The sequence below is a fragment of the Xenorhabdus griffiniae genome (assembly GCF_001028135.1).
In the GTDB taxonomy this organism is placed as follows: Bacteria; Pseudomonadota; Gammaproteobacteria; order Enterobacterales; family Enterobacteriaceae; genus Xenorhabdus; species Xenorhabdus bakwenae.
In genome coordinates this window covers 27199-46249 of the sequence record NZ_LDNM01000044.1, presented here as the reverse complement: position 1 = coordinate 46249, position 19051 = coordinate 27199, and the positions used below count along the sequence as shown (strand labels likewise).

The 19051-nt window shown below is 49.9% G+C and carries 3 protein-coding genes; all 3 read right to left on the bottom strand.

From position 1 onward, the window contains the following. Genes AAY47_RS11080 through AAY47_RS11070 form a run of 3 tightly spaced genes read right to left on the bottom strand, consistent with a single transcriptional unit; the run spans position 1 to position 19039 of the window. Positions 1 to 1098 (bottom strand): Gfo/Idh/MocA family oxidoreductase, encoded by a 1098-nt coding sequence (locus AAY47_RS11080; protein ID WP_047769827.1) that lies wholly within the window; start codon positions 1096 to 1098, stop codon positions 1 to 3. Then, the gene (locus tag AAY47_RS11075; RefSeq protein WP_047769825.1) at positions 1095 to 12920 is read right to left on the bottom strand and encodes a hybrid non-ribosomal peptide synthetase/type I polyketide synthase; all 11826 of its coding nucleotides are present in this window, start codon (positions 12918 to 12920) and stop codon (positions 1095 to 1097) included. Before AAY47_RS11075 ends, AAY47_RS11080 begins: the two co-directional genes overlap by 4 nt. Continuing rightward, a complete protein-coding gene (locus tag AAY47_RS11070) occupies positions 12917 to 19039 on the bottom strand; it encodes a non-ribosomal peptide synthetase (protein WP_047769823.1) in 6123 nt (2040 codons plus the stop codon). The genes AAY47_RS11075 and AAY47_RS11070 overlap by 4 nt, the downstream gene beginning before the upstream one ends. Positions 19040 to 19051: the final 12 nt, after the last annotated feature.

Sequence of the window (19051 nt, the reverse complement as noted above, 5' to 3'; positions counted from 1 at the left end):
TCAGAATATTTCCTTCGTCAGTATCAATTGTGCGGGATCAATCCAGACGGGGGGCTGTAGATCCTGAGTAACCGGCTCTCCCATCATGCGTAAAATTTGTTGCCACAAGCCTGCCAGCCGCAATTGGTAGTCGTAGCTAAAAGCAGGGGGGCAGCGTGCCCCATTCAATACCGAATTCAAGGCATTTAGGAGTCGTGCCACACCTGCGGCACCATCACATTCAAATGCGGTCATCCAGTTTTGCGTGGCCGGACAAAGAATTAGGGATGTTGCCTGATGCAGATAAGCGCCTTCCGGCTGGCCGGCATTCAGGTAAAGGCTTTGTTCATTATTCAGATGGTCTGGCGCATGAAGAACCGGTGTCCAGATAACCGGGCCATAGCTGGCTTCCTGCGTCAGATAACCGGCCGGCCAGATCAGCGTCATTTTATGCATAACTAGGTTGTGCATATCGGGATCGCTGGGGTTCAGATAGGATTGAACGTCTAACGTTATTGTGGTTCCCGCAAAGCTGAGTTCAAAGCAATGAAATCCGTTACTCCGTTGGCCCACATAGGCTATCTCAATCTGTTCTGGACAATGACAGGCCTGTAACAGCAGATCAAGGGCTGAAAAGAGTAACTGGCGGCTGGTTGTCAGATAACCGCTTACCGGACGTTGCTGTGATAACAGACTGATTTGATGAGCCGCATGTAACCAGCTTCTGCCAGCCTGGCATTGGCTGTAAAAGCTGTTTACCCAAAACATAGCATTATGCTGGCTAGCTGTTGACTGGTGTCTTTTGATCGCTTCTGCATCAAGAGGGTGTTCCTGAATGACCGAAATACCCCGTGCCAATAACGCCTGGGTTAATTGGTCGCCTTTGCCACCAATCACCTCTGCACGGATGACCACACAGGCAATATCGATATCATCCGGCAATTCATCCAATGAGCGGAAGAGGGGCACATTGAAATCTCGGGCAAGTTGCTGCGAACGAGGGCTTCCTTGCGCCAAGATCCCGGCCAGTTCCAGATCTGACCGAGGCTGTAGAAACGCATTAAGATACAGTTCACCAAATTTTGAACCGACAATCAAAACCCGCCGTGGCGTTATCATATGTTCTCCTTAACCGGTTCAACTGTTGGCACTGAACTCAGGATGTTTTTCAGGCACGCAACCAGAGAGCCGACATGTTTGTGGAATAGGCTGTAATGATCACCATCAAGTTGTGTCACATTGACTGGCCCGAAAGCTCGCCAACCAAGATCAGTTGCGGTGAGGGTTGTTGGATCGAGGTAATCCATAAAATCAGGCAATGCCTGCTTTGCCCGGATAAGGCAGAAAGGTTGTGAAGTCCGGGGTGGACAATAGTCAAGCAATGCCCGCAGATTATGCTGCCAGATGGCATAAAGCTCAGCCAGTGAGTCATCAATCTGGGCAGATTGCGGTAAGGCTTGGTGTAATGCTTGCAGGAAGGTTTCCGTGTTTGCTGCAATCGCGCTGTTATTCAGTTCGAGACCCGGGAATTGTCCCTGCAAATCGAGCAGGAAATGACGATGACAGAATGCATCATCCAGCGTCAGACCCGTGCGCACATTCGGTGCGAAACTATCAATCAGGATGCAGTCAGAAACGCTTTCACCGGCAGCACGTAATTGATGAGCCATTTCATAGGCCACTAATCCACCGAAAGACCAACCCGCCAGTGCATAAGGTCCTGTAGGTTGGAACTTACGGATTTGTCTGATGTAATCAGCAGCCAGCGTAGCGACAGAAGGTTTATCGATATTCATGCTCTCTGGTGCAAATGCCAGACCAATCAGACGCTGGGCACCCCAATTAGCTGCCAAATGACGATATCCCAACAGGTGTCCCCCAATTGGATGGACGATAAACAAGGTAGCTTGTTCTAAGGTAGCTTGTTCTAAGGCGGCAGATTGTTCTAAGGCAGATTGTTCAATGTTTCCCTTGTTCAGTACCACGCCCTGACAAATATTTTCTGGTTGGTGTTCAATAAATTCCGCCAGTGAATGTACGGTATCGTAAGTTTGCAACAGGCTGAGGGGGTATTGGCGATTAACTGTCTGATTGATTTGCACCATTAATCGTACTGCGGCCAGAGAATCCCCGCCAAGAGTAAAGAAACTCTCGTGTATGTTAATATTTTGTTGCTCTAAGACTGATTCCCAAAGGTTTAATACCGTTTGTCCTGTCGCGCTGAGCGTCACCGATGGTGCTGAATCACCTTCTTGCGCTTTTTCAACCAGAGTCATCAAGGTACGTCTGTCGATTTTACCGTTGTCGGATACAGGTATCGTATCGAGAATAATAAAGCGCTGTGGACACATCCAAACCGGCAAGGTTTGCTGCAACCAGTGAGGCAGTATCGGTAACAGTTCGGCAGAAACTGGCGCAGTACCGGTTAAACGTAAGCCAGCGACGAGCTGCAATGCACCGTTTGACGTCGTATGTGCAAAAACTATCGCTTGTTGTATCGCAGGGTGTTCACATAAGCGATGCTCGATTTCGCCCGGTTCAATCCGGTAGCCACGAATTTTAATCTGGTGATCATTACGCCCTAAAAATTCGATATTACCGTCTGGCCGCCAGCGACCTAAATCACCGGTACGGTAGAGCCGTTCGCCCGTTTGGGGATGGATGATAAAGGCTTGTTGCGTTTTTTCTGTATCATTCCAATAACCCAGGGCAAGCCCACTTCCACCAATATAAAGCTCGCCGGTTACCCAGACTGGACAAGGTGACAGTGCTGAATTAAGCACGTAGAAAGTCTGATTGGCTAAAGGCTTGCCATAGGGGATGCTGCACCAATGAGGCTCAACCTGTGCGATAGGATAAGCAATAGACCATATTGATGCTTCGGTTGCGCCGCCCAAACTGAGCAGGTTAAGCGCAGGGTGAAGAGCAGACAATTTTGCCGGCAAATGGGTGGGGATCCAGTCACCACTCATCAATATCCAGCGCAGGCTATTCAGGGGATTTAGAGAATGAGAATAGCTTCGGGCATACTCCTCAAGCAGTTGCACAAATGCCGGCACGGAATTCCAGACAGTTACCGATTCTCGTTGTAACCATGCCAGCAGTTTGTCAGGTTGTTTAGTGTCCCCAGGTGCAGGAATAACCAGTTTTGCTCCACGGCTCAACGTGCCGAAGAGGTCATAAACGGAAAGATCGAAGGTTAACTCTGATATTGCCAGCACACTGTCGTGCTCATTGAGTGCAATACGTTGATTAATATCAAGGATCGTGTTGACAGCACCCCGATGGTCTATCATTACGCCTTTGGGTTTTCCGGTCGAGCCGGAGGTGAAGATAACATAAGCTAAATCTTCTGGCTGTACAGATAAACGTTGTTCTTCGGTTACGGGTAAATTATTGAGCCATGTTTCATCCAGAGAGATGACGCAGACATGCTCAGGCCAATTCATCTGTTGAGCAAACTTAGGTTGTGTCAGTACGGTATCAACTTGCCCTGATGCCAATAACTGATGGCTCCGCTGTTGCGGATAACTGGCATCAATAGGCAGATAAGCCCGCCCTGCCAATACAATGGCAAGAACGGCGACAACCTGTTCCCAGCCTTTTTCCATGACCACACCAATCAGGGAGGAAGCCTGATTTTCCTGCGCTTGCAGATGGGCTGCCAGTGTCAGGCTGTGTGACCACAAAGTGCGATAGTCGATCTGACGCGAGGTATCGACCACCGCAGTACGTTGAGGATAACGATTTACTGCCTGTTCAATGAGCGAGCAGAGCGTATGCGATGGAAAAACGATTTTTGTCGCATTACTGTTCTGACACAAAGCGCGATCGTTTGCTGGCAGCCAGTCAGGCAGCGGGGTACTCCATGAATAATCCGGTTCGAGCAAGGCAGTGATACACGCTTGATAATGGGCAAACATGTTTTCTGCAACCTGAGGCTGGAACAATTGTGGCAAGATCGCCCATTGTAGGGTGATACCGCCTTCTGCGCCGGAAATTAACATACAGTCGAGATAAACATGGGGAGTTTGCGCACCAAAGAGATTGAGTGTTCCCAACCCTGATGGCCCTTTGCCCGCTGTACCGGTTGTATCGTTGAATACAATCGGCATACCGGCGTTTAGGTTGTGGCGGTGTTGATTTTTCTCCCTGAGTACCTGTTGCCCGTCAAACAGCGCATGTTGAAGATCGGCCAGCCATTGCCGTTGTATCCGGCTTACAGCATCACTGAACCCTGTAATATTGCGTAGATCCACTTCCAGCAATGATGTGGTCGACAGATTGCCGACTAACGTATCGCAATACTGAGGCATTAACAGGCGGTTACCATGCAGGACATTGATGGTGAAATGCTCGTTGTTGCTCCACGTGGACAAAACATGAGCAAATAGGGTTAGCATCACTTGTGAAGGTGATACGCGGTATTCTGCGGCACGTTGTTGCAAACGCTGCCATTGTTGTGGACTGATATGTCCGGTCAGACACTGTTGATCGAGTTGCTGTGACGGGTGATCTTGCAGTGGTAACACCGGCGCATCCGGCAACGAAGGTAAGCGATCAAGCCAGTATTGCCGGCTTTGTTGCCAGGTTTCTTCGGTTTTCTCATTCTCCAGTGCCTGAATATAGTCGCCAATCGTTGCTGCCGGCGGCTCTGGCTGCCAGTCAGGTTCCTGATACCCGTGGTGTAAATCCCGCAAGATTAATGTCAGGCTTTTACCATCTGCAACCAGCAGGTCGATAGTCAAATGCAATAAATATGCCTGATCATCGGTATGGTACAGGGTTAAATCAAACAGCGGCCAGTTGTCGCTGGGAACGCCTTGAGTACGTAGCGTGTTGCGGGCATGATCCAGTTGCGCCTCGCGCTCATCTGACAACATGTCACGGCAATCAATGACGGTTGGTGTATAGCGGGGAACTTCCGGCAAAATACGATATTGCCCCTCCTTCACATAACCGCGTAATTGCGCATGATGATTTATCACACGGTTCCAGGCGGCGGTGAAACGAGGCAGGTCAAGCCCGTTGATAGCCAGTTCAGCATAGAAATGCGCGATACCGTTACCAAATTGGAACAGTTGGCTCTCTCCCAGCCAATAAGCGTATTGCAGTGCGGTAAGTGGCAAAATCTGCTCAGATGCCGGTTCAGTTTGAGGCGGTATCGCAAGTGGCGCTGAACGGGGTTCGGCTACCCGCAGAGTACGGCAAAATTCACTCAACTCAGGGTGTTCGAATAGCTGTTGCAGACTGGCTTGTTCGTAACCCTGGCGGCGTAATTGCACCACCATTCGGGTGGCAATCAGACTGTCTCCGCCACTTTGGAAAAAGTCACTGTGACGCTGTATTGACTGAGGCAGCAGTGAACGCCAGAGCGCAATGACTTGTTGTTCAATATCATGAAGCGGGGCATCTTCTGTTTCTGGTTGTCCGGTTTTCGTGATTAACGGTTGTACCATGCTCTCTTTCGCTGTCACCATCAACGGCAATTGCTCTTGCTGTTGAATATGCAATGAGTAAGGCAAGGTGGAAAATCGGGCTGCTATTTCGCTGATATTAAGCCGAGCTTGTTGTTCAGCCCGTGCCAGGATCAGTTGTTGATGCAGTTCTGGCCCGTTTTGCCCCGGCCATTCCAATGCAACCCGATAACCGGATTGCGTCAGGCACTGACGCCAGCCTGCAAGTTCCATCAATGCACTATTACCGTGATCACCACCGCGATCGTCAACCCAGGCGTTAATACCTTCAATAAATCCGACACTGGTGAGTTGCATGGCACTTTCGCGTTTGGTGGATTCAATAATCAGCAACCCGCCACCGGCTTTCAATAAACGGGAGAGGCGTCGCAGGGTATTTCTCAGATGGATCGCATCATGTAATACGTTAACCGCCATAATCAGGTCATAACCGGATGCCGGGTGCTGACTAAAATCAATACGCTGGTTAATATCGAACAGGGCAAATTTTACCGTTTCTCCGTAATGATTGAGTAACTGGCGGGCATCATCCAGGAATAGCGGTGAAACATCCGTAAAGTGGTAGCTTTGAATGGCGTGTGCATTGTGTGCCAGTACCTTCTCTGAGGTTGCTCCGGTTCCTGCACCAACTTCCAGTACAGAGAAATGTTCGGATGTCTGGCTCAATTGCCGGACAATTTCAGCGGCAGCCTGGTTCAGGCAACGTAATGCGGGGTTCTCACTGTAGAGGCTGGTTGTGATTTGTTTCTCGGCGAACAGCAGCTCCAATGCATTACCACGTCCGGCAAGCAGGGAGTCATGTTGTTCGATGCAGGTTGAGACATAACGACTAATGGTTTGACACCATACTGCATCATCCAGTTTTGCTGTAGGGACCGGAACATGGCTAAGTGGTTGCAGGCAACGATATCCGTCAGCGTTTTTTTCAATAAACCCCTGATTATTGAATAACGTCAGCCATTGAGTCAGCAGGCGTTGATACTGTGGCGCCAGTTGTAAGCGTTGTTCAATCTCTTCACGAGAGTGATATTGTTGTGCAGCAGTGAATAAGTTATGGCGCAGTAAGGTCTGGCTCAGGCCAAATAACGCTTGTTGCTCAATATGTTGCCAGGAGCGCTCAAACGCTTGTTGTTCTGCTAACGTGGGTAGCGGTAAGGTGTCGGTGTTGATAACCCGTGGTTCTGGCAGTGATAATGGCAAATGATCTTCTGCAACCAACCACAGGTTGTAACCTTGTGTATCGTCCTGACGAGGCTGAATTTCTGCCAGCCGTATTTCAGGTTTAGTACGCAGATAGTGTTCGGCCTGACGCAATTCAGGGTGTTGCGGCCAGAAGTCATAACGCGTATGACCAGACGGTGGCGTATGCAGATCATAATACGCCATGCGTTCAGGCTGGTGGCAAATTTGCACTAACAGCGCGTCATAAGCGGCAAACAGCGACTCAATAACCCCTGCCTCTAGCACATCATCCATGCAATACCAGTTAAACAGCAGATCACCATCGACCTCCATAACCTGATGATCTAACCAGACTTGTGGCGTCTGGCTCAGAACAAAGACCGGATCGCCCAGTAATTGAGTGATGGATTGTTTGATAGCGACACCGTCTTGTGCCATCCCTAACATACTGGTGAAAACGACCGGTGTCAGCGGCTGTCTGCTTTGGGTTTCGCCATTTTTTTGGCGGCCAAGTTCCCGCAACACTTCAACACCGTTGACATGACTGTGGCTTAACCGTTGCCAGAGCAAAGCCTGGGTTTTTTCCATGCTGGCACGCAGGGACGTTGTCTTGCGTAAATCAAAATCCATCAACATGACTGAGGTAAAATCACCAATCAGTTCTTGCACCTCTGGATGGAAAGGTTGTCGGTTAAAGAATGTCAGGTTGAGCGTAAACAGCGGGTGACGGCTGTACCATTCAAGAGTATGGGCAAACAGCGTCAACAGGCCAGCGGAAGGTGTGACTCCCCATTTTTTCCAGCACTGTTTAAGGTGTTGCCAGTCAGATTGCGCCACCCGACCTTCATAAGTCGTGAATTGAGGCTGGTTACGTTGAGATAATTGTGGTTGAGATAATCGTGATTCCAACGGTAATCGTGGCGCGGGCGGCAATGAAAGTAGTTGTTCCTGCCAGTATGCCCATGATGCCCGCCACTCTTTACTTTCACGTTGCGCATGTTCTGCCATCACATAATCGCGGAAAGTAAATGCTTGTGGGACCAGAGGTTGTTGATGATAAGCGAGTTGGAGATCGTCCATCATGATCCGGAAACTTTGTACATCAAACTGCAACAGATCTAGGTTCATATGTAAGCGACAACGTTCATTCGGTAGCAGTGATACAGAGACGTCAAACAACGGCCACTGTTCTGCCGGTGGTACTTGGTAGGAGAGGGTATGACGACGTTGAGCCAAAGCCTGTTCGCAGGCGGTATCATCCCGTGTGCGCAAATCAGCCTGAGACAGAACATACCACGGTGTTTCCGGCAAGATCCGTTGTTGCCCGTCTTCATCGACTATCATGCGCAGCATGCCATGACGCTGGATCAATGCATTCCATGCCTGTTCAAAACGCGGGATATCAAAGTTATCCAGTGCCAGATCCCATTCAAATAAGACGTGACAAGCGACTCCCCCAAAATCAATGGCCTGTGTACGACCAATCCAGTAAGCGTGCTGAATGGGAGTCAGAGGAAAGGGGGCGTGGCGCCGGGAGTTGTCAATAATAACCTCTGGTTGGGAAGAGATAATCGGCTGTTCAGGCAGGGCCTCCCCAATGAGCGTATTAAGCCCCTCTGGTGTCATATTTTGGTAAGCCAAACCCGCGGTCAATCTAAAGCCAAATTGCTGGTGGATCGCCGCGTTTAACTCCAGAAATAGCAGGGAATCCAAACCGAATTGTAATAAATCCTGTCGTGGATCTAAACGTTCCGGCTGTTCCAGCCGCAATAAAGTTGCGATACGCTGACGCAGCCAGTTAAGCCGTTGTTCACTGTCCAGATACCGCGTGTTATCGGCAGGGAGTGAAGATGCGGATTTTGCAATTATGGGGGGAACATCAGTCTGCAAGCGGCGCGAAATATCAGGGTGATGTTCATCTAACCGCATGGCCAGATAGCAAGGTGATACGGTGTACAGAGATTGATGGAGATGCCAGATACCTTCATTTGTGCTGAACGGTAACATGCCATCCTGCGCCAGTTTTTCTACCAACCGCCGGTCGCTGGCCATACCAATGCCACCCCAAACGCCCCAAACCAACGTTTTAACCATCAATTGATTTGGTGCTGTCAGCGCTAAAGATTCCAGACAAGCGTTGGCGATGGCATAAGCCCCCTGTCCTTGGGCACCTAACATTGAGGCGGCAGAAGCGTGCAGCAGCAGATATTGGGCATGATGTTGTTGGAGCGCAGTTTGCAACGCCGTGGCGCTGTGAGCCTTGACGGATAACACGTGTGACAGGTGCTGACGCTCAAGTTCTGCCAGTGGAGTATGGTCGGCAATGCCTGCGGCATGGATCGCGCCCGCGATACGATCTTCTTGTGCCAGAGCCTGCACTGCATTTAGTAAGGCGGGTGTATCTGTGACATCAAGGTTAATCCAGCGTATTTCACATTCGCTACTCAGTGACAATTCTTGCACAAAATCATCCCAATCCGCATGTTTGCGGCGGGCAAACACGGCAATCTTGCGTGCGCCCTGAGTCAGCAACCAACGGATGGAAATGCGACCGATACCCCCCATTCCGCCTGTAATAATGTGCCAACCCTGATGAGGAATCGATATCGGCTGTTGTGACAGTGGTTGTGATAATGACTGGCGTTGTAAAACCGGCACAGCGATTTGATTTCCGCGTACTCTCAGCCAGCGATGGTGTCCATAATTCCGTGCATCCAGATAGCCAAGCGCTAATGACAACGCGTCCGTATCGTAAATATCAGCGATATCAATCGCCTGAATGCGGCGGTGGGGATACTCTTCAACCGCGACCCGCAGCAAGGCCCAAATAGCGTATTGGGCGGGGTTGATATCTTCTTTTAATAAGGTGGATCCTGCTTGGGCACAGCAGGTTACAACGGTTAAAGGTGCTGTTTCATCGCGTTTTAGTTCACTAATAACCTGATCACATAATTCTGTAACCTCATTGCCTTCAAGCAGCAGTAACCGATTGCCGTTTTCAGGCTGTAAATGAATGCCATGACGCCAATGATTAATCACCCCGCCATTTGCGGTTGAAGAGCGAAGGGTATAGCGCGTTGAAGATCCCGGTATATTTGCGGTATTTATTGTGCGCCAATGCAGGGCATAGTGAGTATCAGGGCATGGCTGCGGTGCAGGAAGCCAGGTTTTTGTCACCGATCGGGATGCCACTGACTGACGGGGCAGATCAGCACGATCACTCAGCAGCGCGAATAGGCGCTCACCCGCATAAATCAGTGCCGGGAAAGCCGTGAACAAACCCGCCTCCAGTAACCGGCGTCTGGCATAAGGCAAGGCACGGTAAGGACGATATATTTTACTTACCGTTGGCGCGGAAATTTCCTGATAATAACCTTGCTGCACACAGTGGCTTAATAACTGCTCCAGCAACGCCCGCCAGCAAGGTTGTAGCCGACCAGCCCGAATCGTGTCGATGGCACTGAAACCTTGTTCAGCCTCACGCCCATGACACTGATATATCAATGCATCGGTATACAATGCCCGCAATATTGCTGCATCGGCGTTTTGTTCAATGGCAGGATCAAGCAGGGAATTGACATCAAGCTTAGTGTTGGCTAAGAGCGGCTCGGTTTTGCTTACAGGTAATTCGGTTGCGGAGAAGCGGTAATGCTGCTCATCAAATGGATAGAGTGGGGCATGGCATTTTACCCCGGTGAATGGGAAGAGATGCGGCCAGTCAAGTTGTGCACCGGCACAGTAAAGTTGCATAAGTGCCGTTTGTTGATCTGCTTCTGGGGAGCTTTGACGATAGGCACTCGCAATCCAGGTTTCCTGCGGCAGACTGGCTCGTCGTCCGATCCCTGTTAGCGGTGCATCAGCCCCAAATTCCATGAACAGTGCAACACCTTGCTGGCGGGCAAACTCAATGGCCTGATGATAACGTACCGTGTGGCGCATATGGTTACGCCAGTAATCAGGTGCGCCTAATTGCTCATCCTCTGCCAGATTGGCTGTCAAGGTAGAAATGAGCGGAATTTCTCCCGATGCTGGTTGTAACCGGCTGCAATACAGGGAAAATTCGGCCAGAACAGGCTCAAGCATGGCTGAATGTGCGGCACAGGCAACATCAAGGTGCTGGTAACGAATCTGCTGCTGTTCCAGCCGTTGTGTCAGGATAGCAATTTCTGTCTCTTTACCGGCCCAGACCCAGTGTTGCGGGCCATTGCAAACCGCCAGATCCAAAGACAATGAATCCGTAAAAGGAGAAATATCTTCTTCGTTGGCAAAGATTGCCAACATTGCTCCTCCTTGAGAACAGCTTTGCATCAGTTTGCCCCGTACCGCGACCAGTGGCATGACTTGCTCAGGTGTGAGAATGCCGGCAACCACGGCAGCTGCGAATTCACCGACGGAATGCCCCAGGATATAATCCGGTTTTAGCCCAAGTGCACGCCAATGGGCTGCCAGCGCAATTTGATGAGCCACAATGGCCGGTTGTGCATATTCGGTGGTCGCTAAGTCGGCATCATGCTCGCCGAACATCACGGCTTTTAGTGGCAGTGCTAATTCGGTGGCACAGGCGGCACAGCAACGATCTAACATCGCGGAGAAAACAGGAGAACTGGCATACATGGCTTTTCCCATGCCAGCCCATTGACAACCCTGACCGCTGAATTGCCACAGTTGCTTGTTTTCATTTTTGGTTTGCCCGCTAAAGATGTTTGGTGTTGCGATATTGTTCGCAAAAGCGGATAGGCTCTCCACATTTTTTTCACTATCTTGTGGCGCTAATGTCAGCGCTAAACGCCAGGGCAGTGAAAGATCACGTCCCTGCAATGCAGTCCAGGCCAGATCGGTATCATGTTCCGGGGTATTATTGAGTGCAGCCGTGTAGCGTTGCGCCAATTGACGCAATGAGGCTTCCGAAGCCGCAGAGAGCAGCAACGGTGCTGTTGGTGAATGGTTAATACGGCGACGATGTAATTCTGTTGGCAATGATTGCACCACAATATGACAGTTAGTGCCGCCAATGCCGAATGAAGAAACGCCGGCGGTACGCAATTCTTGCGTCCAACGTTGCCCTTGTGTTGCCAGCCTGAACGGGCTTTCTTGCAGTCGTAATGCCGGATTGGGTTGCTGTACATTGAGCGTTGGGGGAATGTAACCCTGCCAGACGGCCAGAACCGCTTTGATCAAACTGGCAATACCTGCGGCAGTATCGAGATGACCGATGTTGCTTTTTACTGAACCAAGATAACAAGGCGGTACTGACCCACTGCGGTCAGAGAATACCGTGCGTAATGCATCAACTTCAATGGGATCACCAAGTGGTGTCCCTGTGCCGTGTGCTTCAATCATGCCGACGTCATCAATGCTGACATCAGCCAGTTGTAATGCTTCGCTAATCACACGGTGCTGACCCTTCACCGAAGGTGCCGTAAAGCCCACTTTTTCGTTGCCATCGTTATTAATGGCACTGCCCCGTAACACGGCCATGATGGGATCGCCATCGCGTAAGGCATCACTCAGACGTTTCAGTGCGACAATACCAACACCATTGCCGCCGTAGGTGCCATTTGCCTGACTATCAAAGGGTCGACAGTGCCCGTCAGGTGAGAAGATCATCCCTGGTTGATACAAGTAACCGCTTTCTTGTGGGAAAGAAACCGCCACACCCCCGGCCAGAGCCATGTCACACTCACCGGAACGCAGGTTCTCACAAGCCATATGTACGGCAACCAGTGAACTTGAACAGGCGGTTTGTACGGTGAGAGCAGGGCCTTTCAGGTTTAATTTATAGGCAGTCCGGGTCGCAAGGTAATCTTTATCGTTACTCATTAACGCTTGTAACCCTTTCACCTTGCCAGCATCGGTCATCGCAAACTGTGACCATGAAGGCCAGGTACTGATCCGGCTACTACCAAAGACACCGGTTTTCAGCGGGACATGACGTGGCGCATAACCGGCATGTTCAAGCGCATGCCAGGCTGTTTGCAGAAATAGACGCTGTTGAGGATCGAGCATTTCTGCTTCCTGACGTGAATAGCCAAACAGCGAGGCGTCAAATTGTTCCGCGTTCTCCAGTATTGCCGCCTGATTGACAAAGTTTTCACTATCAATGAGTTCAGGAGAAATACCGGCATCCAATAATGTTTGACGGGAAAGTGTCTTTGTACACTCAACCCCATGTTGCAGGTTATGCCAAAAAGTATCGCTATCGGGTGCCTGTGGAAAACGGCAGGCAAGGCCAATCACTGCGATGGGATCGCAATTATCGTAGTGAGGCGTTAAGTGAGTCATTGTGCAGCTCCTTTATGACGTTTTTCCCGTTGTTGCAGACGCTTTTGTTGTTGACGTTGACGAAGGGGGATTGACCGGTCATTTTCGTTTTGAGCCTCTTTGCGGCAACGCAAACTGAGCGACTCTGGCGTCGGATAAGCAAATAAATCAGTAACAGCAAGATGCCGGAAGCCTGCATCTTGTAATTTGTTATGCAGTTGGATGAGCTGTAGCGAGCTGGCTCCTGCCTCAAAAAAGTTTTGTTGTGCATTTATCGGACAATGGGTTACAGATAAAAACAAGCGTTGAATTTCATTGCATGTTTCACGGCATATTTGTGGCCCGGCTCCTTCTGCGCGTGGAATAGCCACAGCAGGATTATCTGCAACGATCATGGTTTGCTGGCGTGGCAGCAGTTGCTCCAAAGCTGAACGCCAACTTTCGGGTTGTGCAGCGAGGGTGCGCAATAGCGCCATATAGCGGTTAAACATGTTTTGTAACGGGTGTGGCTCAAATAATTCTTCGACTGCGTCCCAGTTCAGGCAAAGTTCATCATCAGATTCGTAAACCTGATGATCCAGCCAGATTTGCGGCGTTTGCGAGATCCCCCAAACCGGTTTCATCCATGATGAACGTGACAGGAACTGTCCTTCGTGTGTGCCCAACGCACTGGTGAAAACGACGGGCATGACGGCAGCATCAGGGCCACGGCGCTGCGCCAGTTCGCGCATCACTCTGATCGCTGAGATATGGCGGTGATCCAGATCTTGCCATAGCTGTTGTTGCAGCCGGCGTGCACTGGATAACCAGTTTTTCTCCGGATGCCAGGCCAGTAGTGACAATGAGGTGAAATCACCCAGAATATGTTTAATATCCTCATGCCAGTGTGGGCGATCGAACAGGGTAAGGTTAAGGGTTAACTCCGGTCTGGTACTAAATGCGGACAGAACGGCGGCATAAGCGGCAAGCAGGAGCGCAGAAGGTGTTATTTGGTGGGAGGCCGCCTGTTGTTTTAACTGCGCCCATTCCTGTGCAGATAACCGATCGCTATAGCGCACAAAATGCGGGGTTTGAACACGTGCTGGTGCCATACGCAATGGTAATTGCGGGGCCAATGGCAATGTTTTCACTCGCTCTTGCCAGTATTGCAGGGAACTCTGATGTACCGGCATGTGTTGCTGGCGTAATACACAATCACGGAATGCCACTTTCAGTGGCGGTAAGGTGTGTTGTTCGTTGAGATATAGCTGCTCTAATTCAGCCAGCAATATCTGCATACTTAACCCATCTAATAGCAGGTTATCCAGACTAACAAACAGTCGGGAGACAGGGTTGTTGTCTTGTGCAAGTTGGAAATCGAACACCGGCCAGCGACTGACATCTAATACTTGATGTGACAGACGGTCGCGTAAGGTGTCTGCTTCAGTAATATCGGCAAATCGGTGTTGTTTAACTGAGAAGGCCGGGACATTTTGTAATATCTGTTGTTGCCCGTTAATCACAACCGTCCTGAGCATAGGATGACGTTGGATCAGGCGATTTAACACCCGATTCAGGCGCTGAACATCTAACTGTTCTATCCGGTATTCGATAAAGAAATGTGCCCCAATGCCGCTCAGAGCGAAACCAGGGTAGCGTCCGACCAGATAAGCTTGCTGAACTTCGGTTAATGGGAACGGCTGATATTCATCTTGCTCTTCTGAAATTGCATAGGCTTCTGATGAAGTTTCAGATAAATAAGTCAGTGTTGAGGCAAATGCTGCTAATTGCGGGTGACGGAACAGGTGACCCAGTTCGCCTTTAAGGTCTTGTTGTGCCAGTTCACCAATTAAACGGGTAGCTAAAAGACTGTCACCGCCAAGTTGGAAAAAGTCGCTGTGACGGCCCAATTGTTCAGTATTCAGCAGGCGTTGCCAAATATCGCCAACGGTTTGCTCCACCGCATTTAGTAAAGTTATTTCAGGCTGAGACGTCGCTGTGTCTGTTTTTGTGGTGGATGTTGTGGCGAATTGCAGAGATTGTGCCAGCGCTTTACGGTCAATTTTGCCGTTAGGTGTCAGGGGCAGGTGCGGAATAACATGCAAGCGCTGTGGGATCATATAGCCTGGCAAATGTTGTGCCAGCGCGGATTTGATTTTTTCCCGATCAGGTATGGTGACGTTGTCACTTGTTTGCATCAACAGCACATTCAGATTGCCGAGGGTAATCGGTGTTTCCGCGTGCAATGGAAGAAGAGATAACCACTCTGATGCAGAACGTAACTGAATACCTTGCGGTGAAAGTAACTCAGCTGTAATCAGGGAAATAGGAGATGCTTGTTGCAACTCCATTGCCAATACCAACGCACCCGGTTGTGCCAGTGGAAGTAATGCTCTGATGAAACTTGCTGGGTCTTCTTCGCGGTGTAATACATTGTTTAGCAGGATGATATCTGCCTGATGTTGTAGCGATTCGGGACTATTTTTCTCAGACCAATAGTGTACTGATGTGTGAGTATAGCCACTTAACCTTGTTTGCATCTGGTTAATCAGCGCCTGAGAACGTTCAAAACCGATATAAGACAGATGTTGGTCAGTAATATGTTCTGCCAGCCATTGAGCACAGAGACCACTGCGGGCATCGAACTCCATCAAAGTAACGGGGCGTTGTAACCGCTGGGAAAGGGCAATGATGACCTGTTGCAATCCTGTCAGCCATTGCGGGGTTTCTGGTTGGATAAAGAGTTGTTGCTCCGGTGCAAATTGCGGATCATCAAGTAATGTGACGGCGGCCTGCTGTCCGGTAAGAATATGACGCAGCGTAGAATGCCAGCGTGCAGGAATAGATTTTGCTTCATGACTGAATGAGGTGGATGGCAATCCGGCCTGATAGAGATGATGTGCAGGTTCAGCCAAGAGTTTGCACTGGCAAAGATGCGCCAGCATACGGGCAAACCAGTGATGGTATTCCGGCAGTGGTTGATAGTGTTTCAGACAATCGGCGAGCGATTGCGGTGAAGTAAATGTAATGCCGTGATGCGACAGGTGTTCAAGCAGGAATAGCGCAACTTCGTCATAATGTTTATGATTATCATCGGTTATTACCTGCATTGCCGGGAACAGATCACGATAGTGCGTGGGTAATTGTGGCGCACGATTTATGCGTTGGCATAAAGTATTACCTTCCAACTCCAGGAATGCCACCAGAGACTTTTCTTTTTCACCACGGGCTAAGGCAACACCTTTACTGATACCAGTGACTTGACTGAGGGCGGCATCAATTTCTCCCAGCTCAATCCGGTAACCCCCGATTTTCACCTGGCTATCACGGCGCCCCATAAATTCAAGCCAGCCTTCGGGGTGATAGCAACCCAGATCTCCAGTCCGATACCAGCGTTCTCCCTGATCAATAACAAATTGGGCCGCCGTGCGTTCTTCATCATTAAAATAGCCTGGCGCTACACCGGCACCACCAATCCACAGTTCACCAACAACCCAGTCAGGGCAATCACGGCCATCTTCACCCACGACACGGTAACATTGGTTTGCGAGAGGATAACCATAAGGGATAGAACGCCACTGTGGGTCAACGTCCTTAACAATATATTCATTTGACCAGATAGCCGCTTCCGTTGCGCCTCCCATTGCGCTTAATACACCCTCAGGATTGAATGCACGGTAACGTTCAGGCAGCGACAAACCGATCCAATCCCCGGACAACATCACAGTACGCAGCGTTTTCGGTGTACCAACTTCCATCCCTTCACAATAGGTCAGCAACATATCAAACAGTGCCGGTACACTGTTCCACAACGTAACGTGATGGCGCTCGATCAGCATTTCCCAGCTTGATGGATCGCGGCGTTGTGCTTCATTAATTAATACCAGCGCACCTCCGGCACTGAGAATGCCAAAAATGTCATAAACAGAGAGGTCGAAATGCAGGGCGGAGAGTGCCAGCAAACGGTCATGGCGTTGCACTTGATGACGCCGATTGATATCCAGACAGGTATTCAGTGCGCTTTGATGGCTAATCACCACACCTTTTGGCATACCGGTTGAACCAGAGGTATAAATGATATAAGCCGGATCAGTCACCGCGCACTTAGCCATGTGAGTTAAGGGCAATAACTGCGCATCCTGATGCCAGGAAATGCAATGTATATCCTGTGACCAGGCATTGTTCTGCTGCTTAGGATCAATAATAACGACATTGATTCCGGCACTTTCACAGATAGCCCGACGTCGGTTTAGTGGCTGATCCACGGGAAGCGGAACATAAACACCACCGGCATAAAGTACAGCCAGTACAGCGACAATTTGTCCGATGCCTTTTTCCATGCTAACAGCAACACGATCGCCCGGCATAACCGATATTTTTTGCAATCCGGCGGCTAATCGGCGGGCGGTCAGGCTGAGTTCGCTATAACTCATTTGTTCGTGCTGAGTCATTAAAGCGACAGCATTGGGGGTCTGTTCTGCTTGTATAAACACCGCTTCATGTAACAAGGCATTGGGTAACGGTTCAACCGTGTTATTCATTTGGCGTCGCAGACGGTATTGCGACTCAGGCATCAGATCCGGTAACTTTTCGTGCCATTGTGTCGCGTTTTCCGTCAGGTTCTCAATCAACCCCTGATAGGTTGTGAATAGCGTATCCATCAAACCGGCAGGGAAAAGTTCGTCGTTGCTGTCCCACTGGATATTCAGGGCGTTTTCATGTTCAAAGGCAACAAAATCCAGCCATACCTGCGGTGTTTGTGATATTCCCCAGCTCGGTTTTCCCAGGACATCACCCGTATTCTCACCATACAAAGGCCGGCCTAAATTGCTGGTAAACACAATTGGTGCGCCATGAGGGTGGTTACCTCGCTTCTTGAGTTCACGCAGAACTTCGACACCAGACCAATGACGATGTTCGTAAGCTTCGGTAAATGTTGCCTGTGCATCCTGAGCCAGTTGGCTGAATGGTAAATTATCGCCGGGAATGTCTAACAGCAGAATATTAGTAAAATCGGCCAGAATGCTATCAACCGCGTTATGCAGCGGAACTCTGTCAAATAGCGTCAGGTTGAACAACAAGCGTGTTGCATTGCTCCAGCGACACAATAAAGCGGCAAATGCCGTCGCCAATGCCATCGTTGGCGTCACGCCATTTTGTTGCGCGAGTTGTTTAAAACGTTCCCAATGTTCAGGCGATAAACGAAAACATCTGCGCTGGATCCGGACATTTTTTATCAGGGAAGGATCTCTGGCCAGCGGAAGTTGGGGGGCTGGTGGCAAGGTGTCTAATCGGTGACGCCAGAATGCCTCTGCTTCCTGTCGGGCCTGCTTAAATTGAGTCTGATATTGTGTCAGGTAACTGCAAAAATCATAGTCAGAAGAAATAACAGGCAGACTGCGTTTGGCAATTAATGCCGCCAGTTCGGTAAAGAACAGGCTAAAACTGGCGGCATCCATGATCAGCAGGTCGATATTGGCATGCAGCCGATGTTGATTATTACCAAACAGGCTAAGTTGAAGATCAAACGTTTCCCCTTCTTCAACCCGTAATACGCGATGGCTGAGTTGTTCGCGTATATTGTCCAGCGTTTGTTGCTGTTCATCAACTGACTGATGGCGGAGATCGTGAACCGTTAATTGTTTCCAGTAAGCACGGGTCATACCTTGCTGGCGCCCATCCGGCAAAAAACGCACACGTAACATCGGATGCCGCTGGATCAGCATGTGAATAGCCGCTTCCAGTCGTTCAGGCTCCAGCCCGATCCCCTCAAACTCATGATACAAATGACAACCCACGCCCCCCAACGTTTGCGCCGGTGAACGCCCAACAAAATAAGCATGTTGTACCGCCGTCAATGGGAATGGGCGAGCATCCGCAATCCGTGGCAGTGGCGCTGTCTCTTGGGGGATTGTGTGGGTGACAGGGGCATAGCGTTGCAGAAGCTGGCTCCAGGCATGCAGCGTTGGTTTTTGGTAAAGCTCGCGCAGAGTGACACGATGGCCCTGGCGTCTAAACTGGTTCAGCAATGCCATGATTTGCATTGAATCCAGCCCATGGCGGATTAAATCGTCATGATCGCCCACCAAAATATGTTTTTGATTAAACAGGCCAGCGATAAGCTGGCGCAATGAATCAGGAGAGAGAAGGTCCGTGTGCATGAGTAAATCCTA

Excerpts from the sequence above, each read along its gene's own strand:
- AAY47_RS11080 (WP_047769827.1), bottom strand. The coding sequence starts at position 1,098 with ATGATAACGCCACGGCGGGTTTTGATTGTCGGTTCAAAATTTGGTGAA.
- AAY47_RS11075 (WP_047769825.1), bottom strand. The coding sequence starts at position 12,920 with ATGACTCACTTAACGCCTCACTACGATAATTGCGATCCCATCGCAGTG.
- AAY47_RS11070 (WP_047769823.1), bottom strand. The coding sequence starts at position 19,039 with ATGCACACGGACCTTCTCTCTCCTGATTCATTGCGCCAGCTTATCGCT.